Annotated in this window: 25 protein-coding genes, 1 tRNA gene and 1 pseudogene; 14 read left to right on the forward strand and 13 right to left on the reverse strand. The window is 72.8% G+C overall.

Annotated elements, in window-relative coordinates:
* Positions 1-583 precede the first annotated feature (583 nt).
* From ACWEO5_RS30615 to ACWEO5_RS30635, 5 genes are all read right to left on the reverse strand, one after another.
* Positions 584-1,678 (reverse strand): radical SAM protein, encoded by a 1,095-nt coding sequence (locus ACWEO5_RS30615; RefSeq protein WP_452165431.1) that lies wholly within the window; start codon positions 1,676-1,678, stop codon positions 584-586.
* An 11-nt stretch (positions 1,679-1,689) separates the two neighbouring features.
* Entirely contained in the window at positions 1,690-2,223 is a 534-nt protein-coding gene (locus tag ACWEO5_RS30620; RefSeq protein ID WP_452165432.1) for a class IV adenylate cyclase, read from the reverse strand.
* Positions 2,210-2,821: an AAA family ATPase gene (locus ACWEO5_RS30625; protein ID WP_452165433.1), complete on the reverse strand. Its 612-nt coding sequence runs from the start codon at positions 2,819-2,821 to the stop codon at positions 2,210-2,212. The genes ACWEO5_RS30620 and ACWEO5_RS30625 overlap by 14 nt, the downstream gene beginning before the upstream one ends.
* A 106-nt stretch (positions 2,822-2,927) precedes the next feature.
* Positions 2,928-3,128, reverse strand: coding sequence for a hypothetical protein (locus tag ACWEO5_RS30630; protein ID WP_452165434.1), 201 nt, complete (start codon positions 3,126-3,128; stop codon positions 2,928-2,930).
* Entirely contained in the window at positions 3,125-3,583 is a 459-nt protein-coding gene (locus tag ACWEO5_RS30635; RefSeq protein WP_452165435.1) for an ATP-binding protein, read from the reverse strand. Before ACWEO5_RS30635 ends, ACWEO5_RS30630 begins: the two co-directional genes overlap by 4 nt.
* Positions 3,584-3,832: 249 nt before the next feature.
* Here ACWEO5_RS30635 and ACWEO5_RS30640 point away from each other — a divergent pair, with 249 nt between their 5' ends.
* The 9 genes from ACWEO5_RS30640 to ACWEO5_RS30680 all read left to right on the forward strand — a co-directional run bounded on the left by ACWEO5_RS30640 (position 3,833) and on the right by ACWEO5_RS30680 (position 13,294).
* Positions 3,833-5,260, forward strand: coding sequence for a hypothetical protein (locus ACWEO5_RS30640; RefSeq protein WP_452165436.1), 1,428 nt, complete (start codon positions 3,833-3,835; stop codon positions 5,258-5,260).
* Positions 5,261-5,275: 15 nt separating this feature from the next.
* Complete coding sequence (locus ACWEO5_RS30645) at positions 5,276-5,764, forward strand: hypothetical protein (protein ID WP_452165437.1); 489 nt, start codon at positions 5,276-5,278, stop codon at positions 5,762-5,764.
* Positions 5,765-5,989: 225 nt separating this feature from the next.
* Positions 5,990-6,934: a metallophosphoesterase gene (locus ACWEO5_RS30650; RefSeq protein WP_452165438.1), complete on the forward strand. Its 945-nt coding sequence runs from the start codon at positions 5,990-5,992 to the stop codon at positions 6,932-6,934.
* A gap of 87 nt (positions 6,935-7,021) precedes the next feature.
* Positions 7,022-7,095 (forward strand) — tRNA-Pro (locus ACWEO5_RS30655).
* A 132-nt stretch (positions 7,096-7,227) separates the two neighbouring features.
* Positions 7,228-8,613 (forward strand): YDG/SRA domain-containing protein, encoded by a 1,386-nt coding sequence (locus ACWEO5_RS30660; RefSeq protein ID WP_452165439.1) that lies wholly within the window; start codon positions 7,228-7,230, stop codon positions 8,611-8,613.
* A gap of 271 nt (positions 8,614-8,884) precedes the next feature.
* On the forward strand, positions 8,885-10,360 hold the full coding sequence (locus ACWEO5_RS30665; protein WP_452165440.1) for an APC family permease: 1,476 nt from the start codon (positions 8,885-8,887) through the stop codon (positions 10,358-10,360).
* Positions 10,357-10,791, forward strand: a complete 435-nt coding sequence (locus ACWEO5_RS30670) for a hypothetical protein (protein ID WP_452165441.1) — start codon at positions 10,357-10,359, stop codon at positions 10,789-10,791. The genes ACWEO5_RS30665 and ACWEO5_RS30670 overlap by 4 nt, the downstream gene beginning before the upstream one ends.
* A gap of 10 nt (positions 10,792-10,801) precedes the next feature.
* On the forward strand, positions 10,802-12,160 hold the full coding sequence (locus ACWEO5_RS30675) for a M20/M25/M40 family metallo-hydrolase (RefSeq protein ID WP_452165442.1): 1,359 nt from the start codon (positions 10,802-10,804) through the stop codon (positions 12,158-12,160).
* 15 nt (positions 12,161-12,175) lie between these two features.
* Entirely contained in the window at positions 12,176-13,294 is a 1,119-nt protein-coding gene (locus ACWEO5_RS30680; protein WP_452165443.1) for an aminopeptidase P family protein, read from the forward strand.
* Positions 13,295-13,342: 48 nt separating this feature from the next.
* On the opposite strand, the gene ACWEO5_RS30685 is transcribed toward ACWEO5_RS30680, so the two are convergent.
* Positions 13,343-14,224, reverse strand: a complete 882-nt coding sequence (locus ACWEO5_RS30685; RefSeq protein ID WP_452165444.1) for a LysR family transcriptional regulator — start codon at positions 14,222-14,224, stop codon at positions 13,343-13,345.
* Between the two features lie 98 nt (positions 14,225-14,322).
* On the opposite strand from ACWEO5_RS30685, the gene ACWEO5_RS30690 reads away from it, so the two are divergent.
* Entirely contained in the window at positions 14,323-14,694 is a 372-nt protein-coding gene (locus ACWEO5_RS30690) for a YybH family protein (RefSeq protein ID WP_344549562.1), read from the forward strand.
* A gap of 224 nt (positions 14,695-14,918) precedes the next feature.
* Positions 14,919-16,139 carry an Ig-like domain-containing protein gene (locus ACWEO5_RS30695; protein ID WP_452165445.1) on the forward strand — a complete coding sequence of 407 codons (1,221 nt, stop codon included), beginning with the start codon at positions 14,919-14,921 and terminating at the stop codon, positions 16,137-16,139.
* A gap of 29 nt (positions 16,140-16,168) precedes the next feature.
* Here the strand turns inward: ACWEO5_RS30695 and ACWEO5_RS30700 are convergent, their stop codons facing one another.
* From ACWEO5_RS30700 to ACWEO5_RS30710, 3 genes are all read right to left on the reverse strand, one after another.
* Positions 16,169-17,098: a GlxA family transcriptional regulator gene (locus ACWEO5_RS30700; protein WP_452165446.1), complete on the reverse strand. Its 930-nt coding sequence runs from the start codon at positions 17,096-17,098 to the stop codon at positions 16,169-16,171.
* Between the two features lie 61 nt (positions 17,099-17,159).
* Complete coding sequence (locus ACWEO5_RS30705; protein ID WP_452165447.1) at positions 17,160-17,711, reverse strand: N-acetyltransferase family protein; 552 nt, start codon at positions 17,709-17,711, stop codon at positions 17,160-17,162.
* Entirely contained in the window at positions 17,708-18,283 is a 576-nt protein-coding gene (locus ACWEO5_RS30710) for a helix-turn-helix domain-containing protein (RefSeq protein ID WP_452165448.1), read from the reverse strand. Before ACWEO5_RS30710 ends, ACWEO5_RS30705 begins: the two co-directional genes overlap by 4 nt.
* Before the next feature lie 91 nt (positions 18,284-18,374).
* Here ACWEO5_RS30710 and ACWEO5_RS30715 point away from each other — a divergent pair, with 91 nt between their 5' ends.
* Positions 18,375-19,157, forward strand: coding sequence for an SURF1 family protein (locus ACWEO5_RS30715; protein ID WP_452165449.1), 783 nt, complete (start codon positions 18,375-18,377; stop codon positions 19,155-19,157).
* A gap of 33 nt (positions 19,158-19,190) precedes the next feature.
* Here the strand turns inward: ACWEO5_RS30715 and ACWEO5_RS30720 are convergent, their stop codons facing one another.
* Together ACWEO5_RS30720 and ACWEO5_RS30725 are read right to left on the reverse strand one after the other, a co-directional pair.
* Positions 19,191-19,883, reverse strand: coding sequence for a hypothetical protein (locus ACWEO5_RS30720; protein ID WP_452165450.1), 693 nt, complete (start codon positions 19,881-19,883; stop codon positions 19,191-19,193).
* Positions 19,884-19,917: 34 nt separating this feature from the next.
* The gene (locus ACWEO5_RS30725) at positions 19,918-21,741 is read right to left on the reverse strand and encodes a S9 family peptidase (protein WP_452165451.1); all 1,824 of its coding nucleotides are present in this window, start codon (positions 21,739-21,741) and stop codon (positions 19,918-19,920) included.
* 163 nt (positions 21,742-21,904) lie between these two features.
* Here ACWEO5_RS30725 and ACWEO5_RS30730 point away from each other — a divergent pair, with 163 nt between their 5' ends.
* A complete protein-coding gene (locus tag ACWEO5_RS30730; RefSeq protein ID WP_452165452.1) occupies positions 21,905-22,450 on the forward strand; it encodes a DUF6197 family protein in 546 nt (181 codons plus the stop codon).
* An 85-nt stretch (positions 22,451-22,535) separates the two neighbouring features.
* Here ACWEO5_RS30730 and ACWEO5_RS30735 read toward each other — a convergent pair whose 3' ends face one another.
* Complete coding sequence (locus tag ACWEO5_RS30735; protein WP_452165453.1) at positions 22,536-23,351, reverse strand: helix-turn-helix transcriptional regulator; 816 nt, start codon at positions 23,349-23,351, stop codon at positions 22,536-22,538.
* Between the two features lie 144 nt (positions 23,352-23,495).
* Here ACWEO5_RS30735 and ACWEO5_RS30740 point away from each other — a divergent pair, with 144 nt between their 5' ends.
* Positions 23,496-24,254: an SDR family oxidoreductase gene (locus ACWEO5_RS30740; RefSeq protein WP_452165454.1), complete on the forward strand. Its 759-nt coding sequence runs from the start codon at positions 23,496-23,498 to the stop codon at positions 24,252-24,254.
* 130 nt (positions 24,255-24,384) lie between these two features.
* Here the strand turns inward: ACWEO5_RS30740 and ACWEO5_RS30745 are convergent.
* Positions 24,385-24,643: pseudogene (locus tag ACWEO5_RS30745) on the reverse strand (hypothetical protein); the annotation flags it as partial.

Below are 24,643 nucleotides of genomic sequence, written 5' to 3' on the forward strand. Positions count from 1 at the left end.
CGCACATGGCGGCGATCTTCGCGGACACCCGACCGCGAAGATCACAGCCACTGGATCACGCCACGCAGTTGATCAATTACCCCACACTTTCTGAGACCGAGTGGATGGATGATCCATGGGACGACAAGGCCAACGACAGCGCACCACGACTGCACGCGCCTGGCTCCGTGACAACGCGATCCCCCTCGCGGGACTCGTCATCACGGCAGCCGGCGTCATCGTCGCCGCGCTGAAGTAGCCCACAACGAGGCCCCCGACACTGGCATTGTCGGGGGCCTCGGTGCGTCCGCTGCTGTTTCCACTGGAAACGGTGGGCGGTGCCGCCATCCTTACACACGGTCTAGTCCGTGTGTCATTGTTTGCCGTCAGCCGTAGGCTGACGGCGACAGGTAGGGCAGTCACGGCGAGCCGCCGGGATGGCCTCCCGTAGATCCTGCGCAGTCGCGGGTGCAACTCCAAAGGGTCTCCCGGTCGAGCCCTTCCTCCTCTTCCACCCAAGGGCGCTCCCTTCGCAACAGGCGGCCGCCCCGAGCTGCACACGGAACCAGGGGCGGCCGGTCGGGCCGTGCTGCGCCTGTGCCGGTCAGGCGGCAGTTCTGTACTCGCTCGTCAGACGCCGGACCTCGGCGTCCTTGAACGCCTGCACCTCTTCCACGATCCCGCTCTTCGCCAGGTCGGCCACGGGCACGCATAGGTCCATGCGCTGGATGCAGACGCCGACCATGTACTCACCCTGCTCCGTGAGGTACAACCGGACGCCGTAGTAGCCCTCCTGGCAGTCCGTGTCGTTGTTGAACCGGCACGACGCGCAGGTGTCCGGGAGCCGCACCGGCAGCAGCCGCTTGACGTAGACGGCACGGCCGCCGAGCGCCCGGTAGAGGGTGCGTTCGTCGGACGTGCCGGCGGTGAACGTCCGGAGCACCGGTTCCGCGCCGACACGGGTCAGCACCTCGGATATCGCGGCGATGGACTCCGGGCCGTCCTGGATGCTGGTGAGCATCCGCACATCCGCGAACTGGCCGTGCGACTCGATCAGGTTGACGACCCGGTCCACGTGGGCCATGCCGGGGACGACGATGTTCACGGAGACCTTCACCCCGTTGGACACGGCGGCCCGGATGGTCTGGACGGCGGCCCGGATCTTCGTCTCGGCCAGCCCCGCCGACTTGAAGCGCGCGGACTGAACGGCCTGGAGTTCCTCGGCGGTGGTGCCGAAGACCGAGACGTTGACCCGGTTGAGGCCCGCCGCGGAGCAGTCCGGCATGACCTGCCGACCGCGCTCGCCGTTGCTGGTCATTCCGACGGTCAAGCCCATGCCGGTGAGAGCCGAGACCAGCGAGGACACCTCCGTGTGGAGAGTGGGTTCGCCGCCGGTCAGGTGCACCTCGCGCGCGTCGAACGCCTGCGCAACGGTTCGCACCGCCCGCCGGAACGGGAGGTCCGGGGCCATCTTCGCGGCGACGAAGTTCACGCCATTGGTCTCGGTGTAGATCGACACGCGGCCGGTCCCGCCCGGCCCCGGCACGAAGGGCAGCAGAGTGCGACCTTTGTTGTCGGCGGTGACGGGCGTTCCCTCGTTGTGGCAGAACGTGCAGGCCAACCCGCAGTCGTCGATCACCTTGATGCGGATGGTCCTGTCCCGGACGACCCGAATTGCCGGGCCCTGGGTGGCAGACAAGGTGCCTCCATTCACTCGAATGTGAGCCGGGGGATCGCCTCGATGTCGATCCCGTACCGGCGGTAGACCTTGGTCGTGTTCTCGCTCGTCAGCTCGGCCAGGGGAAGCCCGAGCGCCTTCACCGTCGCGTAGACATGCTCAGCGTTGTCGCCCTCGATCTCCACGTAGGGCGGGATCAGCGGCCACTCATCGATCTCGACGGCCGCACCGCTCAGCGTCCAGGACGACCGGCGGTTCTCCTGGTACGCCTTCGGCTGGTAACCGAGCTTGCCGAGCAGCAGGTTGGTGGTGTCGAAGTCGCCGACGCTGGTCTCCGTCTCGGAGACGCCGTCGATCGCGTCGGAGTGGATCTCCTTGACGCACAGCGTGATGCCGCTGCCGGTGTCGCGGAGGCGGACCCACGTGCCGGGTCGGCCGGGAATGTCGTAGACGTAGCGGCGTTGGAAACGGTCGCCCAGGTGCTCGGCCCCAGCCTCGGCCAGCAGCGCGCGGATCTTCGCCGGCTCGATGTTGAGGATCTTCGCTTCGAACTCAGTTGCGGTCATGATGAGTTGACCTTTCCAGTCGGGGTCTGGGGACTTGCGAGCGGACGATATCGACTATCGCGCGGGCCACTTCCTGCGGCGTGCGGCCGGTGCCGTCCACACAGAGGAGCCCGAATGCCCGGTACACGCGGGAGCTTTCGGCGACGTTCGGCTCCTCGCGCTGGTGCCAGTAGCTCAGCGTCCCCTGCTCGGCCCGCTGTCGGATGCGTTCCTGGCGGACGCGCTCGTCCACCTCCAACATCACTGCCACGTCCGGGACGAAGACCCCGTTCGGATACTCCGGGGAGCAGTCATGCCCCATCGCCCTGTGCGTGGCGATGGTGCGCGGGAAGTAGGACTCGACCACTACCGGGCGGCCACTCTGGCTGATTGCCCTGGCGGACTCCGACTTGACGTGGTTGGCCATCATCCACCAGTGGAATCGGGCCGAGAGGATGCCGGTGGCGTCCACCTCCGCCCGCATCCGCGGGAAGGTCGGCAACACCTCGTCCGTCAGGTGGACTCCGTTGAGCAGGGCGGCGACCAGCGGGGCGACGGTGGTCTTGCCACTCGCGCTGAGACCGTCGAGGGTGACAAAAGGCCCATGGCCCATACCCATCTGAACTCCATTCCTCGGTCGGTTCTGGTGTCGTGGGCTCCGCGAGCCGCATCCCCAGCCGCAAGGTGGAAGACGCCGGATCGGGAGCCTTGCGGAGTAACCGCGGTCAGGCCGGAGGTTCGCGGTCCGGCGAGGAGAGCGCCACCACGGGCTCCGCCCGGTCGTGGCCGACTTGAAGGAGGGCCGTCATTCCGAGCACAAGGACGGTGACCAGATTCCCGAGTAGCCACAGGAACGTCAGCATGGCTTCGATCGGGTCGTCGCTCTCACCGCGATGGCGACCGCTGGCGGCGTACTGAACACTCACGATGCTTCCAACCTCAACTCGAACCAGACCCACTTGCCGCGCGACTCGCATGTCACGCCCCAGCGCTGGGACAAGGCCGCGACCAGCCCCAGGCCGTAACCGGACTCCGCCTCGTGGGCCGGAGCCATCAACGCGGGCAACTCGCCCGAGGAGTCGCGCACCCCGACCCAGAACGCGGCAGGCCGGCGCCGCACCGCGATCCCGATCCGCCGACAGCCCGTGTGCTTGGCCGCGTTGGCGACCAGCTCTGTCACCAGCAGCTTTCCGGCGTCGACCAGCCGACCACCGGACCAGGCTTCGAAAGCCGACTCGACCAGCTTCCGAGCGGGCGCAGCAGCCTCCGGGCCGCACGGCAACACCATGTGGCACCCGGCGTCCGTCGGTTGGACCGCGACCACCGCGAAGTTCTCACTACCAGAGAGCCCGACGAGCGGGGCAGTGACACTTCCGGACATTCGACCTCCAGTCCCATTCAGTCGGGCAACGCCACCGTCGGACCAGCTCTCGAACAGTGGTGTCGTTGTGCTGTGCGCGGGAAGCACGCACAAGAAGGATCGGTCCGGTACAGATCTCAAACGATGCCCACGAGGTGTTCCCTAGGCGGTAATACTCTTCTCTGGGACGGTTTTTGATGATCCGTATCCCGCTATGCTCCCCAGCGAAGGCAGTGCCCGATGACGCATCCCGGCCGGACCCGAGGCCCCTTGCTGTCTGCCGAGTTACTGGCGCGCGAAGACCTCCGCCTGGCACTCGGCGAGCACGATTTCGCCGCCGCCTTCGCACTGATCAAGAAGTACGGCGGGCACTCGCAGAACAAGATCGCCGCAGCCTGCCAACTCACCCCGGGCAAGGTCTCTACAATCATGTCCGACCCGGCGAAAAGGATCACGTCATATGAAGTGATCGCGCGCATCGCCGACGGCTTGGGGATTCCCGGCCGCCTTCTCGGACTGGCATCGCGACCCTGGGAGACGGACACCGAGCAGCCCCAGCGACCGGCCGACCCCCGTCCTCCGGACGACGACTTCCCGTGGCGACCGGAGGTGACAACCGCACTCGCCACCCGCCTCACGAGAACTGATCTCGCCATGGACAGACGTACCGCCGCCCGTTTGCTGGCCACCGCCGCCATCACCGGAGCCGCCCTCCTGGACCCGCTCGAAGGATGGCTCGCCGCACCCGCCGCCACATCGGACCGGGCCCGTCCGGGGAGACTCGGTCGACACGACGTGGCCCAGCTCGAACACTCCGCCGTGGCCTTCCGTCAGTGGGACCACCGGTTCGGAGGCGGCCTGCGGGCCAAAGCCGTCCTCGGCCAGCTCAACGACGTCGCCGCCGCGCTCGAAGACCGTCAACTCCCCGAGATCAAAAGCCGATTGCATGGCGTGATGGCCCAACTCGCGGGCACTGCCGCCACGATGATGTGGGACTCCGGGTATCAACGCCGCGCCCAGGACTACTACCGACTTGCCCTCCGATCCGCACACGAGGCAGGGGACCGAGCCTTCGGCGCAAACGTTCTCGCCGGCATGGCACGGCAGATGCTCTACACCGGACGGCCGGGCGATGCCCTCGAACTGGTCAGGCTCGCCCAGGACGGCAGCCAGGGACACGCGGGCCCGAGGATCCGAGCCATGCTCCGGACGCGCGAGGCGTGGGCCTACGCGGCAATGGGACGGGTCGCATCGTTTCGCCGCGCCACCGGCCAGGCCGAGGACGAGCTGTCATCCGCCAGGCCCGCGGACGACGAACCCCACTGGATCGCCTACTTCAACCGTGCCGAGATCGCCGGAGTGACCGGCGGACGACTGCTCGACCTCGCCCGCACCGACCCCCGAGCCCACGCCGACGCGGCCGCCGAGCACATCAGGACAGCGCTGGCCGAACGCGGAGCCGAGGCAGGCCGGTCCCACGCCCTCGACCGGATCGGGCTCGCCGAGACCCGGTTCCTCGCGGGCGACCTCACGGCCGCGGTTGAGGAGACCAGGAAGGCCGTGGCTGCCGCGGCACGCACCGGGTCCGACCGCGTACGGACCCAGCTCGGCGGGCTCTACCACTACACCGTCGGCCACTCGACCCACCCGGCCGTGCGAGAGGCCCGCGATAGCATCCGCGAGCTACTGGCGAACTGACCGAAGGGGAACGGCATGACCGTCATCGCGGTAACCGGGCACATGGACCTCACCGAGGAGAGCGTCACTCTGGTCCGCGACACCCTGACCGCCCTGCTCGCCGACCATGCCGACAACGGCCTGACCGGAGTCTCCTGCATCGCCAAGGGGGCCGACGCGATCTTCGCCGACGCCGTGCTGTCGGCCGGCGGACAGCTGGTCGTCGTCGTCCCGTCCGCCGACTACCGGCAGACCAAGGTCAAGCCCGACTACGCCGAGGAGTTCGACCGGCTCCACCAGGCCGCGACCGAAGTCGTGGTGATGCCGCATGCCGAGGCCAACCGCGAGGCGTACGAAGCCGCCAACGAGGAACTCCTCCGCCGCGCCGACCTCCTCTTCGCGGTCTGGGACGGCCAGCCCGGCAACGGGCGCGGAGGCACCGCCGACACAGTCTCCGGAGCGCGCGCCGCCGGTCTGCCGGTCACGATCGTCTGGCCCGACGGCGCAGCCCGCAAGAGCCGCTAATCCCGGATGCAAGGGGCCCCGCACTCGGTCAGGAGTGCGGGGACAGCCTGAATCACACCGTCCATGTATCCCAGCATTACTTGACTGTCGTCATGCCGCCGATTCTGGCACCTGCCCCGCCCCGCCGCCGCCCCATTTACCGCCGGTCCGCCCCTGACGCCGCGTCAGCACCCCCGTTCCCCGGGCGCCCGTCGGACCGTTCACCCCGTCTGCGACCATGGACCGATGCGACCGCTGTACTCCGTCCCGCTCGGCATCGCCGCCACCGGCGCCGCCTGTCTCGTCTACGCCGCCGGGTACGAGGTCCGCTCGTTCCGCCTGCGCCGCGTCGAGGTCCCGATCCTGCCCGCCGGCGCCCGGCCGGTCCGGATCCTCCAGGTCTCCGACATCCACATGGTCAACGGCCAGGACAAGAAGCAGCGCTGGCTGAAGAGCCTCGCCGGACTCCGCCCCGACCTGGTGGTCAACACCGGGGACAACCTCTCCGACCCGCTCGGCGTCCCCGCCGCGCTGGACGCCCTCGGCCCGCTGATGGACTTCCCCGGCGTCTACGTCTTCGGCTCCAACGACTACTACGGCCCCGCCCGCAAGAGCCCCACCCGCTACCTCAAGGCCCTGCGCAGCGGCGCCCACGGCACCAACAACCCCGACGGCACCGGCCGCCGCGGCATCAGCGGCGCCGTCCACAACCCCTGGCAGAAGCTCCGCGACGGCTTCGACCAGGCGGGCTGGCTCAACCTCAACAACGCCCGCGGCCGCCTCGCCGTCGCCGGCCTCGACATCGAGTTCGCCGGCCTCGACGACCCGCACATCCGCCACGACGACTACACCGCCGTCGCCGGCGGCCCCTCCCCCGACGCCGACCTCTCCCTCGCCGTCGTCCACGCCCCCTACCTCCGCACCCTCGACGCCTTCACCGCCGACGGCTACCCCCTGATCCTGGCCGGCCACACCCACGGCGGCCAGCTCTGCATCCCCTTCTACGGCGCCCTCGTCACCAACTGCGACCTCGACACCGACCGCGTCAAGGGCCTCTCCACCCACACCACCCCCCACCACCGCTCCTACCTCCACGTCTCCGCCGGCTGCGGCACCAACCGCTACACCCCTGTCCGCTTCGCCTGCCCCCCCGAAGCCACCCTCCTCACCCTCACCCCCGCCCCACGCTGACCAGCCCTAAACCGGATTTCGTCTCTGGCCCCACCTCCTGTAGAGTTCTACTCGTTGCGCCGGACACGGAAGGCAACAAAGCAGGACCGGGGTATAGCGCAGCTTGGTAGCGCGCTTCGTTCGGGACGAAGAGGCCGTGGGTTCAAATCCCGCTACCCCGACTTCGTAGTAGCAGGAAGGGCCCTGCCGGAGAGATCCGGCAGGGCCCTTCCTCGTCGTGCGCGCCCACCTGGACGGCTCGTGCTCCGGGTGGTCGCCCACTTTGGGGGGACCATGAGGGGACGCGATACCTGATGACGAAGCACCTAGACGATATCCGCTCGGCCGTGGCCGGACTCCATGTCGACCGGTCCTCCGGTCAGCCCGCTCGGCACCAGCCGATCACCCTGCTCTGGGCGATGGGTCGGGCAGCAACAGGGCGAGCGCGGCTGCTGCCTTGGAAGGACGCCAGACCCGACCTGAAGCGACTCCTGAAGGAGTACGGTCGCCCCGGGTCCGACCCGGCGCCGCAGTACCCGTTCGTGGCCCTGCAGAACTCGGGCCTGTGGCAACTCGACGGCGTCATGGGCGAAGTGCCGGTGGCACGGGGCTCGAAGCTGCTGCCCTGGCTGAACTCCCAGAACCCCCGAGGCGGTCTGGAGGGCTGGGTGTACGACCTCCTCGCCGATGACCCGGAAGCGCGGCGTCTGGTGACCGACGATCTGGTGTCCCGGTTCTTCGAGGGCGAGGCACCGCACGGCCTGCTGCGGGACGCCCTGCTGCTGGGCCCAGTGTTCGACGGCTTCGGACCGGTCCCCGGTGTCAAGGCGGGCACCGTCTTCGCCAACCGTGCGGCGCTCCACCGCGCACAGGTGCACCGGCCGCTCCAAGGCGGCATCTGCGGGACCAGGGAGAACGGTGCTGAGTCCATCGTCGTGTCGGGTGGGTACGAGGACGACGAGGACCTCGGCGACACGATCATCTACACGGGCCAGGGCGGCCGTGACGAGCGCACCGGGCAGCAGGCGTCCGACCAGCAACTCACCCTGGGCAACGCGGCCCTCGTCACCAGCAGGACGGCGGGACGACCCGTACGCGTCGTCCGCGGGGCGAGCGGCGATCCACAGCACTCCCCTGCGTCCGGGTACAGGTATGACGGGCTCTACCTCGTCGACGACTACTGGTCCGAACGCGGGCAGTCCGGTCACCTGGTCTGGCGCTACAGACTGGTCAAACTGCCCAACGAACCGCTCCTGCCAGTTCCGCCCCTCGCCGTTCCGACCCAACCCGCTCCGACCCTCCCCGTGCCGGCCGGCCAGGAGACGCTGACGCGCGTCGAGGCATCGTTCATGCGCATCGTCCGGAGCAGCGCCGTCGCGAACTACGTGAAGCGGGCCCATGATTTCTCCTGCCAGGTGTGCGGCATCCGCTTGGGGACACCGACCGGCGCCTACGCGGAGGCCGCGCACATCCAGGGACTGGGGCGACCGCACAACGGTCCCGACATCGCCTCGAACGTCCTGTGCCTGTGCCCCAACCACCACAAGCTCTTCGACTTCGGCATGCTGGTCATCGCCGACGACCTGGCGATCACCGACCGGTCCACCGAACAGGTCATCGGCCGGTTGCGCGAGATCCCTGCCCACCAGATCGAGCGGCGTTTCTTGGCTTACCACCGTGAGCATCACGCCCCGGCCTGAAACCGTTCGCCGACCGGCGAGACCGCAGTAAGGGCGTGAACGGCCGAGGGGCCCGTCCGGACGACCGGGTGGGCCCCTCCGCCCGTTAAGCGGGTCTTCTCCACAGGGTGTGGACGGTGCGGGCGGGTGAGGGGGTGTCAGGGGGTGGCGTTGGGCTGTTCCGGTGAGGGGGGTGGGGGTGGTGACGGGTTTTCGGATGCGGGGTGGGGGCGGGGGCCGGAGGGTGGAGGGGCGGGCTCCGGTGGGCGGGGCCGCTGCGAGGAGGCGGTGGATGAGCGCGGCGGATGTGCCGGTCCCGGAGGGGACGGCTGCGGTGGCGGCGAAACGGGTGAGGACGGTGGCGGTGCCCAGGATGACCTGGGTGACGCTGGCGCTGATGACGACCAGTTCGGTGGCGAGCCTGCGGTCCGCGCCGACGATGGCGGTGTACGGGCTGGCGTGCGTGTTCCTGTACGTGGTGCCGGCGATCGTGTTCCTGCTGCCGACGGCGCTGGTCTCGGCGGAGCTGGCCTCGGGCTGGGAAGGCGGCGTGTACAACTGGGTGGCCCAGGGGCTGTCGAAGCCGCTGGGGTTCCTGGCGGTGTGGTGCCAGTTCGCGATGACGATCTTCTACTACCCGAGCCTGCTGGCGTACGTGGCGAGCACGATCGCGTACGTGGTGGATCCGAGCCTGGCCAGCAACGGCCTGTACACGGCGATCGTGATCATGGTGCTGTACTGGACCGGCGTGTGGGTGTCCTCGCGCGGGACGGGCGCGGTGGCGGGCCTGGCGTCCTGGGGGCTGATCATCGGGACGCTGGTCCCGGGCGCGCTGCTGGTGGTGCTGGGCTTCGTGTTCCTGGGGCAGGGGAACGCCTCGGCGGCGCCGATGTCGGCGGACCACCTGCTGCCGGCCTGGACGGGCCTGGCGAGCCTGGTGCTGATCGTCAACAACTTCCTGAGCTACTCGGGCATGGAGATGAACGCGGTGCACGTCTCCTCGCTGAAGAACCCGGGCAGGGAGTTCCCGCGCTCGATGTTCCTCGCGGTCGGGATGGTGCTGCTGATCTTCATCCTGCCCGCGCTGGCGATCAGCTGGGTGGTGCCGGCCGACCAGCTGTCACTGACGGCGGGCGTGATGCAGGCGTTCGACGCGTTCTTCCAGTACTTCCACATCGGCTGGCTGACCCCGCTGATCGCGGTGGGCCTGGTCGCGGCCTCGCTGGGCGGCATGCTGACCTGGCTGGCCGGGCCGTCCAAGGGCCTGCTGATGATCTCCCGGCAGGAGGGCTACCTGCCGCCGTCGCTGCAGAAGCTCAACAAGCACGGCATCCAGCAGAACATCCTGGTCGCGCAGGGCGTGGTGACCACGGCCATCGCGCTGATGTACGCGTTCATCCCGAACGTCTCCAGCGTGTACTGGATCTTCTCGGTGATCACCACGCAGGTGTACCTGATCGTCTACCTGCTGATGTTCGCGGCGGCGATCCGGCTGCGCAGGCTCCAGCCGGACCACCCGCGCGGCTACCGCGCCCCGGCCCTGGTGGTGCTGTGCGTGGTGGGGCTGCTGGCGTCGGCGGCGGCGATGGTGATCGGGTTCGTGCCGTCCTCGCAGTTCGGCGGCGGCAGCGTGTGGGCGTACATCGGGATCATCGGCGGCGGTCTGCTGCTGCTGGGCGTGATCATCCCGTTCGGCTTCCTGAAGGCCAGCAAGCCGGAGTGGCGCGACCCCGCGGCGGCGGCGGCCGTCGAGGAGGAGGCGGCATGAGCACCCGGATGGCTTCGCAGCACAAGTGGATCTACGTCGGCGCGATCGTGCTGCTGGTCGCGATGGTCGTGGTCGGCCTGCTGACGTTCACCCAGCAGCACGCCACCAACGAGTCGTTCCGGAAGGCCGACGAGCTGATCTCCAAGCTGCAGGCGGACGGCTACCCGACGCCGGACCGGGAGCAGGTGGCCCGGACGCTGGGGACGGACGGCGGCGCGGTGTGCGAGGACCCGGCGAGTTCGTTGAAGACCGGCCTGCAGCGGGTGCAGATGTCGAACGGGGCGGCCGGTCCCGGGCAGCGGCCGGTCGTCGTGGCGGCCCGGACGGTGCAGGCGGAGGCGCTGATCCTGAGCGTCTACTGCCCGGACCAGCTGGACGACTACCAGGAGAAGATCGAGGACATCAAGACCGATGACACGATCAGGTACTGAAGGGGAGACGATGAGCAGTGACACCGAACTGGCCGCCCGCATCGCGGCGTTGATGCCGCAGGCAAAGCGGGATCTGGCCGAGCTGGTCGCCATCCCCTCGGTCGCCGACCCGCGGCAGCAGCCGCCGGAGAAGTGCCGGCAGGCCGCCGAGTGGGTGGCCGCCGCGTTCACCGAGGCCGGCCTGCAGGACGTCCGGCTGGCGGAGACCCCGGACGGCAGCCACGCCGTGCTGGGGCACCGCCCGCCGCCGCCGGGCGCGCCGACCGTGCTGCTGTACTGCCACTACGACGTGCAGCCGCCGCTGGACGACGCCGCCTGGACCACTCCCCCGTTCGAGCTGACCGAGCGGGACGGGCGCTGGTACGGGCGCGGCGCCGCGGACTGCAAGGGCAACATCGTCATGCACCTCACCGCGCTGCGGGCGCTCGGCGACGACCTGCCGGTGGGGATCAAGCTGGTCGCCGAGGGCTCGGAGGAGCAGGGCACCGGCGGCTTGGAGGCGTACGTCCCGCAGCACCCCGAGGACCTGCACGCGGACGTGCTGCTGGTCTGCGACACCGGCAACGCGGCGGTCGGGGTGCCGACCGCGACCACCTCGCTGCGCGGCCTGGCGAACGTCGTGGTGACGGTGCGGACGCTGGCGTCGGACGTGCACTCCGGCATGTTCGGCGGCCCCGCGCCGGACGCGCTGGCCGCGCTGGTCCGGATCCTGGACTCGCTGCGCGACGCCGAGGGCGGCACCCGGATCGACGGGCTGGACAACGGCGGGACCTGGGAGGGCGTCGGCTACGACGAGCAGCAGTTCCGGACGGACGCGGGCGTGCTGGAGGGCGTCGGCCTGACCGGTTCCGGGACGGTCGCGGACCGGCTGTGGGCCCGCCCGGCGGTGACGGTGCTGGGCATCGACTGCGCGCCGGTGGTCGGTTCGGCCGCGGCGGTCCCCGGCACCGCCCGGGCCCGGGTCAGCCTGCGGGTGCCGCCCGGCATGGACCCCGGGACCGCGCAGGACGCGCTGACCGCGCACCTGGTGGCGGCCGCGCCGTGGGGCGCGCGGGTCACCGTGGAGCCGGAGTCGAAGGGCTCGCCGTTCCGGGCCGCCACCGACGGCCCGGCGTACGGGGCGCTGGACGCGGCCGCGCGGGAGGTCTACGGGAAGCCGCTGTCCTTCCTCGGGCAGGGCGGGTCGATCCCGCTGTGCAACGTGCTGGCGGCGCAGTACCCGGAGTCGGAGATCATCCTGATGGGCGTGGAGGAGCCGCGCTGCCTGATCCACGCGCCGAACGAGAGCGTGGACCCGTCCGAGATCGAGCACATGGCCACCGTGGAGGCGCTGTTCCTGCGCCACTACGCGGCCGCCGCCCACCGCTGATTCGAGAGGGAGAGCATGCCCGCGCCGTTCACCACCGCCGACTTCCAGGCCCGGATGGCCCGCGCCGCGACCGCCGCCGCGGACGCCGGGCTGGCCGGACTGGTCGTCACCCCCGGCCCCGACCTGACCTACCTGACGGGCTACCAGCCGACCGCGATGACCGAGCGGCTGACCGCCCTGGTGCTCGCGGCCGGCGCCGAACCGGTGCTGCTGGCGCCGAAGCTGGAACGCCCGGACGCCGAGCAGGCGCCGGGCGCGGAGGCCGTCCGGATGGCCGACTGGACGGACGGCACCGACCCGTACGCGGTGCTGGCGCCGAACCTGGACGGCGGCGGCCGGTACGGGATCTCCGACAACGCCTGGGCGATGCACCTGCTCGGGCTGCAGCAGGCCCTGCCGGGCAGCTCGTACGCGGCGCTGACCGCGGTGCTGCCGATGCTGCGGGCGGTGAAGGACCACGACGAGCTGGAGCGGCTGGCCGCGGCCGGGGCGGCGGCGGACCTGGCGTACGGGGAGATCCTGGGCGTCGACTTCGCCGGGCGGACCGAGAACCAGGTGGCCGCCGACCTGGCCGCGCTGCTCACGAAGCACGGGCACAGCCAGGTCGACTTCACCGTGGTCGGCTCCGGGCCGAACGGGGCGAACCCGCACCACGAGGCCGGGGACCGGGTGATCCGGCGCGGCGACACCGTGGTGCTGGACTTCGGCGGGCTGAAGGACGGCTACGGCTCCGACACCACCCGGACGGTGTTCGTCGGCACCGAGCCGCCGGAGGAGGTGCTCGCCGTCCACGACCTGGTGCGGCGCGCCCAGCAGGCCGCGTTCGACGCCGTCGCGCCCGGGGTGACCTGCCAGGACATCGACCGGGTCGCCCGGAAGGTGATCACCGACGGCGGGTACGGCGAGTACTTCATCCACCGGGTCGGCCACGGCATCGGGCTCACCACCCACGAGCCGCCGTACATGGTCGAGGGCGAGACCCAGCCGCTGGTGCCCGGCATGTGCTTCTCGATCGAGCCGGGGATCTACCTGCCGGGGCGGTTCGGCGTCCGGATCGAGGACATCGTGACCGTCACCGAGGACGGCGGGCTGCGGTTCAACGGGACGCCGCACGAACTGGCCTTCGTGAACTGAGGGGCGGCGCTCCGCGGAAGGGCCGCCGGTGTTCCGGCGGCCCTTCCGTCAGGTCGGGAGGTGGAAGGCCCGGCGCAGGGCGGTGAGCAGGGCGCGCAGGGCCGGGGGCGGGGACGGGCGGTTGACCAGGGCGAGCAGGGCCGGGGTGCTCAGGCCCGCGACGGGGACGGGGACGAGCGCCGGGAAGGACCCGGTCATCGAGCGGCTGAGCACGGCCGCGCCGAGGCCGCGGGCGGCCAGGTCGGCGATCGCGGCGGCGGCGGTGGCCTCCAGGGCGACGTGCGGGGTGAGGCCGTGGGCCGCGCAGTCGCGGTCCAGGACGGCGCGCAGGCCGGTGCCGCGCGGCATGCAGACCAGCGGGTGGGCGAGCAGGTCGGCGAGGGCGGGGCGGGGGACGTCCAGCAGCGGGTGGCCGGGCGGGACGGCGGCCAGCACGGGTTCGCTGACCAGCACGTGCGCGTCCAGCCCGTCGGGGGCGGGGGCGGGGCGGCCGATCAGGGCGAGGTCGAGGGCGCCGGTGCGGACGTCCTCGGTGAGGCGCTCGGAGTCGGCCTCCAGCAGGGCGAGTTCGACGCCGGGGTGGGCCCGGTGGAAGGCGGCCAGGCCGTCGAACAGCGGGGCCAGGGTGCAGCCCGCGACCATGCCCAGCCGCAGGCTGCCGCGCACCAGGTCGGTGACCTCGCCGACCGACTGGCCGACCGCGCGGGCGGCGGCCAGCGCCTGCCGGGCGTGCTCCAGGGCGGCCTTGCCCGCGACGGTCAGCGTCACGGTGCGGGCCGTGCGGTCGAACAGCTCGGCGCCCAACTCCCGTTCCAGCTGCCGGACCTGGGCGCTCACTCCGGACTGGCTGATGTGCACCCGCTCGGCGGCGCGGGTGAAGTTGCGCTCCTCGGCGACCGCGACGAAGTACTCCAGCTGCCTCAGTTCCATGACTCCTGATTCTAGTTCGGAGCAGAACCAGCTGTTGGACTTCTGGATCGGGGCGGGAGGAGGCTGGAGGAAGGACAGGACGACGAGGAGGAACGGCGATGGGCGAGTACGAGAAGGCGATGCGGCCGGAGGACCTGACCCGGCTGTTCGTGGAACGTTCCAACGCGGGCGACGCCGCCGGGGTCGCGGCGCTGTACGAGGAGAACGCGGTGCTGGCGTACCCGCCGGGGCGGTTGACGGTCGGCCGGGCCGCGATCCAGGAGCTGTGGGCGCAGGTGCTGGCCCACCGGCCGCGGTTCACGCCCGAACCGCCGCTGCCCACGCTGGCCGCGGACGGCATCGCGCTGACCGCCACCCCGCCGAAGGACGGCGCCGGGGCCCGCGCCCAGGTGGTGCGGCAGCAGCCGGACGGCAGCTGGCTGCGGCTGCTGGACCAGCCGGAGTTCCAGCGCCCGGACGGGGCCGCGTAGACCGACAGACCGTTAGGGGGCGGGCCGTCGGGCGGTCGGGAAGCGGGCCGGCTCGGCGGCGGAGGCGTCCGGGTCGTCCGGCACGGCGTGCTGCCCGCGGCCCGGGACGGGCACGTCGTCGCACGGCCGTGCGAAACCGTGACACTTCTCCGGGGTCCCGGCCGAAACCCGGGCCTCCCCCGGGGCGTGTACCTCTTCCGGAAAGACCGGATGGAGGGGGCGTCGTGCGACGGACAACGATGATGGGCGCGATTCTGGGCGGGGCGCTGCTGCTGACCGCGTGCGGTGGCGGGGGCGGCGGCGCCGGTGGCACCGGCGGGACCGGCGGCGGCACCGGCGGTTCGGCGGGCGGGGGCGCGGCGAGCACGCCGGCGCAGGCGAAGGCGTCCGCCGCGGTGCTGTCGATCGAGCCGGGCAACGGCGCGAAGGACGTGGCCCCGGGCGCGGTCAAGGTCTCGGTGGCGTCCGGCAAGCTGTCCGAGGTCACCGTCACCGACCAGGACGGCAAGGCGGTCGAGGGCGCCCTCGCCGCCGACAACCTCACCTGGACCCCGGCCCCCGGCGGCCTCTCGGTCGGCACCACCTACCGGGTGAACGCCAGGGCCGCCGACACCGACGGCGTGGCCACCACCGCTACCAGCACCTTCAGCACGCTCGTCCCGCAGCGGACCGCCAAGGTCGAGGACAACGTGGTGACCGGCCAGGACTTCGGCGTCGGCATGATCATCTCGGTGAACTTCGGCGTGAAGGTCAAGAACAAGGAGGCCGTCGAGCGGGCCATCGTGGTCGAGACCTCGGACGGCCGCGAGGTCAGGGGCCACTGGTTCGAGAACGACACCCGGCTCGACCTGCGCCCCGCCGAGTACTGGACCCCCGGGACCACCGTCCAGGTCCACCTGCGCACCAGGAGCGTGGAGTTGGCGCCCGGCGTGTACGGCGCGACCCAGCGCGACGAGCACTTCACCATCGCCCGCTCCCGGATCAGCGAGGTCGACGCCCGCACCCACCAGATGGTGGTCCACGAGGACGGCAAGCCCGATCAGACCGTCCCGATCGTCGCGGGCACCGACGACAACCCGTCCTGGAACGGCACCATGGTCATCTCCGCCAAGAGCCGGATGGAGCCGATGAGTTCCGAGGGCCAGACCGACCTCAAGGGGCCCGGCTACAAGACGGTGGACCCGCACGCGCTGCGGCTGACCAACTCCGGCACCTACCTGCACGGCAACCCGGACGCCTGGGGGGCGGCCGGCCGGACGAACATCAGCCACGGCTGCATCGGCCTGCCCGACACCCCGGCGGGCAGCGACGACACCCCCGGCGGCAAGGTCTACAACGCCTCGAAGATCGGCGACGTGGTGATCGTCCGGAACTCGGTCAAGAAGAAGCCGCTGGACCCCGCCAACGGCCTGAGCGGCTGGAACCTGACCTGGTCGCAGTGGTGAGAGCGGCGCAGCGGTGAGCTGAGCCCGCGTCAGCGGGTGCGGCGGCGGTAGTCGGCCGGGGTGGTGGCCAGGGTGCGGGCGAAGGCCCGGCGCATCGCCTCGGCCGAGCCGTACCCGCAGGAGCGGGCCACCTGCTCGATGCCGTCCCGACTGTCCTCCAGCCGGCGGCGGGCCGCCTCCAGCCGGGCCCCGGCCACGTACCGGCCGGGGGTCGTGCCGACGTCCGCGGCGAAGACCCGGGCGAACTGGCGCGGCGACAGCGAGGCCCGGCGGGCCAGCGACTCCACCGACAGGTCCTCCTCCGGGTGCTCGGTGATCCAGCGCTGCACCTCGCGCACCGAGTCCCGTTCGGCGAACTGCGCCGACAGCTGGGCGGAGAACTGGGCCTGGCCGCCGGGGCGGCGCAGGAACACCACCAGGTTGCGGGCGACCGCCAGCGCGACCTCCCGCCCCAGGTCCTCCTCGACCAGGTGCAGCGCCAGGTCGATGCCCGCGGTGACGCCCGCCGAGGACAGGAACCGGCCGTCCCGGACGTAGATCGGCTCCGGGTCGACGGTCAGTTCCGGGTACCGGGCGGCCAGCAGCGCGCAGTGCCGCCAGTGGGTGGTGACCCGGCGGCCCGCCAGCAGGCCCGCCGCAGCGAGCAGGAAGGTGCCGGTGCAGACCGAGACGACCCGCTCGGCCCCGGCCGCCAGGTCGGCGATCCGGGCGGTCAGTCCGGGCGCGACCTCGCCGCGGGTGCCGGCCCCGCCCGGGACGAGCAGGGTGTGCGCGGGCCCGGCCAGGTCGAGGTCGAGGTCGGGCAGCAGGGTCAGGCCGCTGCTGCTGCGCACCGGCCGGCCGCCCGGCGAGGCGGTGGTGACGGGGTAGCCGGCGCCGTGGAACGCCTCCAGCGGGCCGGTGACGTCGAGGCTCTGCACCCCGTCGAACAGGACGATCAGCACGCTGCGGGTCGGCATGCTCCCAGGGTGGCGGACCGGCCGGGTGGCAGCAAGGACGCGTACCCCACCTTTCCTGCCGTCAGGCGCCCAGCCGCTTGTAGTAGTAGGTGGTGTCGGCGAGCACGCCGTCCGGGGTGGCGGAGTGGCCGGGGACGGTGCCGAAGGCCGTCCAGCCGGCCGTGCGGTAGAGGTGCTCGGCCGGGCTGCCGGTCTGGGTGTCGAGCAGCAGCAGGGTGGTGCCGCAGGCCCGGGCGGCGTCCTCGGCGTGCCGCAGCAGGCGGCGGCCCAGGCCCGCGCCGCGGGCGTCGCGGTGCACCAGCAGCTTGGCGACCTCGGCGCGGTGGCGGCCGTTCGGCTTCTCCTCGCGGACCAGCGAGACGGTGCCCAGGGCCCGACCGGCGGCGTCCTCGGCGATCCAGAGCAGGCGCGTCCCGGCGGCGACGGACGGGCGCAGGCCGTCCCACCAGGCGGCGGCCTCGCGGTGGTCCGTCCCGGCCAGGAAGCCGACCGAAGCGCCGTCGGCCACCGCGTCCAGCAGCAGGTCGGCGAGGGCGTCCCGGCGGGCGTCCAGGGTGTCGGGGGTGAGCGGGCGGACCGTCGGGTTCACGGACGGGTTCACGGACGGGTTCACGGCAGCACCAGCGCGATCAGGTAGCGGACGGGGTCGGGGCCGGGGTTGTGGAACCCGGAGCTGCCGTGCAGCCGGTAGCGGAGGCAGTCGCCCGCGCCGAGCCGGTGCGCGGCACCGTCCAGTTCCAGCGCCAACTCACCCTCCAGCACCCACAGGTGGTGTTCCAGGCCGGGGACGGGCGGGGCGGCGTAGCGGACCTCCGCGCCGGGCGGGAGGGTGCCCTCGACCAGTTCGGCGCGCAGTCCCGGGTGCGGGGGCGAGACGGAGCGGCGGGCGAAGCCGGTGGCCGGGTCGTGCCAGCGCGGCTGGTCGGCGGCCCGCAGCAGGCCGGGCGGGTCCGCCTCGACCTCGGCCAGCAGCCGGGAGACGGTGCGGCCGTGCGCGGTGCACAGCCGGCCGAGCTGGGCGGCGGTCGGGCTGAGTTCGGCGCGCTCCAGCCGGGAGAGCGTGGAGCGGCTGACGCCGCTGCGGCGGGCGAGCTCGTCCAGCGACCAGCCGCGTCCGGCGCGCAGTGCGGCGAGGCGGGCGGCGAGGCGGCGGCCCTCCTCGTCCGGGGGTTCGTCCTGTCCCATATCCAGGATGTTATCCCGAATCCGGGATGTCCCGAGGGCGGGCCGCCGACCCGCGGTCATCCGGGATGTCAGGAATGGTTACCGTGGTGGGGTGTACCGGTTCCTGCTCAGCCCGCGGTGGCTCGTCGGCACGGTCGTCGCGGTGGCGGCGATCGTGGTCTGCCTGATGCTGGGCACCTGGCAGCTGGACCGCTTCGAGTCCCGGGTGTCGACCCACCAGGAGAACGGCAAGGCGGCGGCCGCGTCCGCGCTGGCCGAGGCGCAGCCGCTGACGGCGGTGCTGCCGGACCGCGCGGCGAAGGTCGGCACCGACACCGTCGGCCGGACCGTGCGGGTCACCGGCTCGTACGACGACGCGCACCAACTGCTGGTCCCGGGCCGGACGGTGGACGGGCACCAGGGCTACTACGTGCTCACCCCGCTGCTCACCGACGGCGGCCCGGCGGTGGCCGTGGTGCGCGGCTGGGCGGCGGGCGAGCCCGGCGCCGCGCCGCAGGCCCCGAGCGGGCAGGTCAGTGTGACGGGCCGGCTGCAGGCCCCGGAGAACAGCGGCAGCGGCGGCGCGGTGGCGGGCGGCCTGCCCGCCGGGCAGCTGGGCACGATCAGCCCGGCCACCCTGGTGAACGCGCTGCCGTACCCGGTGTACGACGGCTGGGTCGCGGCGGACGACGTCCCGGCCGGGCTGACCGCGGTGCCCACGGTGCAGCCGCAGGGCGGCGACGGGCTGAGCCTGCGGGCGTTCCAGAACCTCGGGTACACCCTGGAGTGGTTCGTCTTCGCCGGGTTCGTGGTGTTCATGTGGTTCCGGCTGGTCCGCCGCGAGGCGGAGGCCGTCCAGGACCGGTCCCTCGGACTGGAACCGGCCCTGGACTGACCCGCGGGGGTCAGCGGGCCTGACCCGCGAAGGTCAGCGGGCCTTCGAGGCGGCCCCGGACGGCGACGGCAGGCCCGTCGGCCGGCTGCCCGGGCTCGCGCCGCCGCAGGGCACCGGCGGGGCCGCGGCACCCGCCCCGGCGCCGGTCGCCCGCGCCGAGGGCGTGCCAGTGACCGACCCGGCCCCGGGCAGCGCGGTCGGGACGGCGCAGTCGGCACCGACGGCGCCCGGTGCGGGCGACGGGTTCCCGCAGTCGTCGACGTAGTCGTCGCTGCGGGTGGAGCCGGAGGTGCGGTGGTGGTAGTGGTGCACCACCGTGCGGTTGCTGCCGCTGGAGCCGCTCGAACCGCTGCTGCCGGAACCGCTGGAGCCGTGCGACCCGCTGGAACCGCTCGACCCGCCGGTCCCGTGCGACCCGCCGGTGCCGGAGCCGGTCGAACCGCTGCTGCCGGAACCGCCCTTGGAGGTCCGGCTGCCGCTGGAGCCGCCCTTGGACGTCCGGCTGCCGCTCTTGGCCTGCACCACCGCGCCGGCGCCGCCGCCGGTCCCGGCCCGCACGACCGGACCGGTGTCCGCGCCGCTCCCGGCCGCCACCAGGCCGGTGTCGGCGCCGGGGGCGGCCGCAGCCCGGTAGCAGTCGTGGCTCCCGCTGTCCGTCGAGCAGCCGGCCGCGGTCAGCAGGACGGCGCCGACCGCGACGACGGCCAGCGCGGCGCGTCCACCCATCAGTTCTCCCCCTCGTCGCCCGGTCCTGCGCAGCTCAGCGGACCGTGCCGGGTGCCAGGTGGCGCCGGACGAAGTCGATCTCCAGCCGGAGCTGCTTGATCCGCTCGTCGACGACCAGCGAACCGTGCCCGGCATCGTAGCGGTACACCTCGTGGACCTTGCCGAGCTCCTCCAGCCGCCGGACGTAGTTGTCGACCTGCCGGATCGGGCAGCGCGGGTCGTTGACGCCCGCGCTGATGTAGACCGGCGCCTTGACCCGCTCGACGTGGGTCAGCGGGGAGGACGCCCGCCAGCGCTCCGGGACCTCCTCGGGGGTGCCGCCGAACAGCGTGCGGTCCAGCGACTTGAGCGCCTCCATCTCGTCCTCGTACGCGGCCAGGTAGTCGCCGACCGGGACGGCGGCCAGGCCGAGCGTCCAGTGGTCGGGCTGGGTGCCGAGGCCGAGCAGGGTGAGGTAGCCGCCCCAGGAGCCGCCGGAGAGCACCAGCCGGTCCGGGTCGGCCAGGCCGGAGGCCACCGCCCAGTCGCGGACGGCGCCGATGTCCTCCAGCTCGATCAGGCCGACGCGTTCGGTGAGGGCGTCGGTCCACGCCTGCCCGTAGCCGGTGGAGCCGCGGTAGTTGACCCGGACGACGGCGAAGCCGTGGTCGAGCCAGGCGGCGGGCCCGGCCGCGAAGGAGTCGCTGTCGTGGTGGGTCGGGCCGCCGTGCACCTCGAACACCGTGGGGTGCGGGCCCTCGCCCGCCGGGCGCTGCACCAGCGCGTGCACCCGGCCGCCGGGGCCGTCCACCCAGACGTCCTCGACCGGCACCGAGCCGGGCGGGACCGGGCCGGGGGCTCGCAGCACCACCGCGCCGGAGGTGGAGCGCACCGCGGACGGCTCGGCGGCCGAGGACCACAGGAACTCCACCGTGCCGTCGGGGCGGGCGGTGGCCCCGGCGACGGTGCCGCGCGGGGTGTCCAGCCGGGTCAGCTCGGCGGTGTCCAGGTCGTAGGAGAACAGCTCGGAGCGGGCCTCGTACTCGTGCTCGATCAGCAGCGAGCGGGCGTCCGGGCGCCACTGGGCGGACAGGTCGCCGGGGAACGGGCGGCCCTGCTCGTCGCGCAGGACCAGCTCGGTCTCGGTGTCGGCCTCGACGTCCCACAGCATCGGCTCCCAGCGGCCGGTGCGCTGGTGGGCGACCAGCAGCCGGGGGTCGCCGTCGACGGGCGCGAAGCCCAGGCAGGCCACGCCGCGCGGCTCGTCCCGGCCGGTGACCTCGTCGAGCTCGGCGAGGGCGGCGCCGTCGGCGAGGCGCAGCACCCGGATCGCCGAGTGCATGGCGTCACCGTGCTCGGTGTGGTCGACGGCCAGCAGGGTGCCGTCGTGCGAGAGGTCGCCGACGCCGCCGTACTCGGCGTGCCGGTAGACCACCTCGGGGCCGGCCGCGCCCGGGCGGCGCAGGTACAGGGTGGTGCCCTCGTCGTCGGTGGAGGTGCCGACCACCACGGTGCCGTCGTGGCCGAGCGCCAGGCCCGCCGAGTAGGCGGCGGGCACGCCCGGGACGGCCTCCTCGTCCGGGCCGCCGGCGAAGGGCTGGCGGCGCCAGACGCCGAACTCGTCGCCGTCGGTGTCGTCGAACCACCAGATCCACTGCCCGTCGGGGGACAGCTCGGCGTCGGTGGTGCCGTTGGGGCGGTCGGTGACCCGGCGGTGCTCGTCGGTGGAGCGGTCCCACGCGTACACCTCGTAGGTGCCGGTCGCGTTGGACACGTACAGCGCCCGGTCGGGTGCCTCGTCCGCCCAGTCCGGCAGGGAAACCCGCGCCGCCCGGAACCGCTGCTCCCACGCCGGGACGGCGTTCGTCTGCTCGTTCATGCCCTCATCCAACCCGATGCCGGGGGGTGATCGGAACGGGCCGAACGGGAGCGGGGAGGGGGCGCGGGGTCGGTGCGGACACGGAGCTGATGCGGTGCGGCCGCTGACGGGCTATCAACGGTACCGTAACAAATACGGACATAATGACCGGAGGAGTTCTGCCGTGACCGTCCCCGCGCCCCCCTTCGACCGGCTCGACGCCCACGAACTCGCCCAGGCCCTCGGCCTGGTCGAGGAGATCGAGCAGTACCTGGCCGGACTGCCCGCCCCCACCGCACCGGCTCCCGCCACCGCGCCGGTCGATCACGGCAGCGTCCGGCAACCCTGGAACCACGGCCACCCGCTGCCCCGCCGCACGCTGCTGGACCTGCTGGCCCGCCGCCCGGCCCGGCCGGTGCAGGTCAGCGTCGCCGGGCACCTGCGGCTGACCTCCCGCTACCTCGCCGAGGCCGGCTGGACGCAGGGCGCGCTCTGGGACGCCCGCGGCCGGGTCTGCCTGCTGGGCGCGCAGGCCGCCGTCCTCGCGCACGGCTACGGCACCGCGTACACCGTGCGCCGGGCCCGCACCCAGGTGATGGAGGTGCTGCACGCCACCGGCCGCCCGGTGCCCTCCCCCGACGTGTGGAACGACCGCCCGGGCCGCCGCCAGGCCGAGGTGCACGCGCTGCTGGAACGGGCCCGGGCCCGGGCGCACTTCCTGGGCATCTGACCGGCCCGGGCGGTCGACGGCCGCATCAGGCCGGGACGGCGACCGTCAGGCCGGGACGGCGGCCGTCAGGCCGGGACGGCGGCCGTCAGGCCGGGACGGCGGCCGTCAGCGTCGCCAGCCGGGCGGCGGTCACCGAGCCCGGCTCGGCGGTGTACACCACCAGCTGCAGCCCCGGCTCGCCGGGCGGGACGAGCGTCTCGTAGCCGAGGTCCAGTTCACCGACCTCCGGGTGCAGCAGCCGCTTGCGCCCGGAAGCCTTCTCCCGGACGCCGTGCCGGGCCCAGAGTTCGGCGAACAGCGGGCTGCCGGCGGTCAGGTCGGCCACCAGCGCGGCCAGGTCGGGGTCGTCAGGGTGCCGGGCCGCGTCCAGCCGCAGGTGGGCGACGGTCTCGGCGGCGACCCGCTCGAACTCCGGGTACAGCCGGGCGCCGCGCTCGCCGAGGAAGGCGTGCCGGGCCATGTTCCGTTCGCCGGGCGGCAGTTCGGAGAACCCGATCACCGCGTCGGCCGGGGCGTTCCAGGCCAGCACGTCCATGCACCGGCCGAGCGCGAACGCCGGCAGCGCCATCGCGTCCAGCACCAGCCGCAGCCCCGGCCCGACCTGCTGCGGGGCGCGCCGCCGGGTGCCGCGCGGCGGGCGGGCCAGGTCGTGCAGGTGGCCGCGCTCGGTGCCGTCCAGCCGCAGCACCCGGGCCACCGCGTCCAGCACCTCCGCGGAGACGCCGTCGCCCCGCCCCTGTTCGAGCCGCACGTAGTAGTCGACGCTCACCCCGGCCAGCTGCGCGACCTCCTCCCGCCGCAACCCGGGCACCCGGCGGCGGCGCCCCAGCTCGGGCAGGCCCACGTCGGACGGCTGGATCCGGGCGCGGCGCTGCCGCAGGAACTCCCCCAGTTCGCTCATGCGGACGACGATACGGCGACCGCCGCGAAGGTGGTTCCCGCGGTCCCAGGAAAAGCTCGGCCCTGGGTGGCGCCGCCGCCGCGGAACAGACTCGTACCCGTCAGCCGGACCCCGGCCGCCACACCTGCGAGGAGAGCGATTCCCATGGGCTACCCCACCCTGAACGGCCGCACCGCCGTCGTCACCGGCGCCGCCAGCGGCATGGGCGAGGCCGTCGCCCGGCAGCTGGTCGCGGACGGCGCCCGGGTCGCGCTGCTGGCCCGCCGGGCCGACCGGCTCGCCGCACTGGCCGCCGAACTCGGCCCGAACGCCCTGGCGGTGCCCGCCGACGTCACCGACCAGCACTCCGTCGACGCCGCGCGGCGGCTCGTCCACGCGACCTTCGGCCGGGTCGACCTGCTGGTCAACTCGGCCGGCGTGATGCTGCCCAACCCGGTCGACGACGGCCGGATCGACGAGTGGTCCCGCATGATCGACACCAACCTGACCGGCGCGCTGCGGATGATCCGCGCCTTCGGCCCCGACCTGGTCGCCGCCGCCGCGACCGGCGCCACCGCCGACCTGGTCGACGTCTCCTCGATCGGCGCGGACGTGGTCTTCCCCAACTACGCGGTGTACGGCGCCACCAAGGCCGCGCTGACCCAGCTCTCGGCCGCGCTGCGCAGCGAGTACGGCCCGCGCGACGTCCGGGTCACCAACATCGAGCCCGGCCTGACCGACACCGAGCTCGGCACCCACATCGACAACCCGGCGCTCGGTCCGGACGGCCAGCTCGGCGCCATGTTCGACGCGATCGGCCCGCTGGCCGCCGCCGACGTCGCCGACCTGGTCGCCTACGCGGTCAGCCGCCCCCGGCACGTGAACCTGCGCCAGCTGGTGGTGCTGCCGACCCGGCAGGCCTGAACCGGCACCGGCACCCGGCACCGGGCTCCTGGCTCCTGGCTCCTGGCTGGGAGCGGCGCAGGAGCGGGGAAGGGACCGGGAGCGGGGAGGGAGCCGGGAACGGCGCAGGAGCGGGGGGGCCGGGGGCGGGTCAGGGCGTGGCGGTCGGGGTGGCCTGGCCCGAGGGCGACGGGTCGGGTTCCGGGCCGGTCCAGTAGACGGTGCCGCCGCAGCCGACCGGCAGCGTGGTGCTGCCGACCGGGGCCCCGGTGGCGGCCGGGTCGGGCGCGTAGCCGAGCGTGAAGGTGGCGGCGTCCGGGCTGCCGGCGCTCGCGCCCGGGCTCGGGTCGGGACTCGGGGTCGGGTCGGCGGCCGCGACGGCCGGGGTCGGCCCGGCGGCGGCGCCGGTG

It is taken from the genome of Kitasatospora sp. NPDC004272, from assembly GCF_053603035.1.

Excerpts from the sequence above, each read along its gene's own strand:
- ACWEO5_RS30620 (WP_452165432.1), bottom strand. The coding sequence starts at position 2,223 with ATGACCGCAACTGAGTTCGAAGCGAAGATCCTCAACATCGAGCCGGCG.
- ACWEO5_RS30625 (WP_452165433.1), bottom strand. The coding sequence starts at position 2,821 with ATGGGTATGGGCCATGGGCCTTTTGTCACCCTCGACGGTCTCAGCGCG.
- ACWEO5_RS30635 (WP_452165435.1), bottom strand. The coding sequence starts at position 3,583 with ATGTCCGGAAGTGTCACTGCCCCGCTCGTCGGGCTCTCTGGTAGTGAG.
- ACWEO5_RS30645 (WP_452165437.1), top strand. The coding sequence starts at position 5,276 with ATGACCGTCATCGCGGTAACCGGGCACATGGACCTCACCGAGGAGAGC.
- ACWEO5_RS30650 (WP_452165438.1), top strand. The coding sequence starts at position 5,990 with ATGCGACCGCTGTACTCCGTCCCGCTCGGCATCGCCGCCACCGGCGCC.
- ACWEO5_RS30660 (WP_452165439.1), top strand. The coding sequence starts at position 7,228 with ATGACGAAGCACCTAGACGATATCCGCTCGGCCGTGGCCGGACTCCAT.
- ACWEO5_RS30665 (WP_452165440.1), top strand. The coding sequence starts at position 8,885 with ATGAGCGCGGCGGATGTGCCGGTCCCGGAGGGGACGGCTGCGGTGGCG.
- ACWEO5_RS30670 (WP_452165441.1), top strand. The coding sequence starts at position 10,357 with ATGAGCACCCGGATGGCTTCGCAGCACAAGTGGATCTACGTCGGCGCG.
- ACWEO5_RS30675 (WP_452165442.1), top strand. The coding sequence starts at position 10,802 with ATGAGCAGTGACACCGAACTGGCCGCCCGCATCGCGGCGTTGATGCCG.
- ACWEO5_RS30680 (WP_452165443.1), top strand. The coding sequence starts at position 12,176 with ATGCCCGCGCCGTTCACCACCGCCGACTTCCAGGCCCGGATGGCCCGC.
- ACWEO5_RS30685 (WP_452165444.1), bottom strand. The coding sequence starts at position 14,224 with ATGGAACTGAGGCAGCTGGAGTACTTCGTCGCGGTCGCCGAGGAGCGC.
- ACWEO5_RS30690 (WP_344549562.1), top strand. The coding sequence starts at position 14,323 with ATGGGCGAGTACGAGAAGGCGATGCGGCCGGAGGACCTGACCCGGCTG.
- ACWEO5_RS30700 (WP_452165446.1), bottom strand. The coding sequence starts at position 17,098 with ATGCCGACCCGCAGCGTGCTGATCGTCCTGTTCGACGGGGTGCAGAGC.
- ACWEO5_RS30710 (WP_452165448.1), bottom strand. The coding sequence starts at position 18,283 with ATGGGACAGGACGAACCCCCGGACGAGGAGGGCCGCCGCCTCGCCGCC.
- ACWEO5_RS30720 (WP_452165450.1), bottom strand. The coding sequence starts at position 19,883 with ATGGGTGGACGCGCCGCGCTGGCCGTCGTCGCGGTCGGCGCCGTCCTG.
- ACWEO5_RS30725 (WP_452165451.1), bottom strand. The coding sequence starts at position 21,741 with ATGAACGAGCAGACGAACGCCGTCCCGGCGTGGGAGCAGCGGTTCCGG.
- ACWEO5_RS30735 (WP_452165453.1), bottom strand. The coding sequence starts at position 23,351 with ATGAGCGAACTGGGGGAGTTCCTGCGGCAGCGCCGCGCCCGGATCCAG.
- ACWEO5_RS30740 (WP_452165454.1), top strand. The coding sequence starts at position 23,496 with ATGGGCTACCCCACCCTGAACGGCCGCACCGCCGTCGTCACCGGCGCC.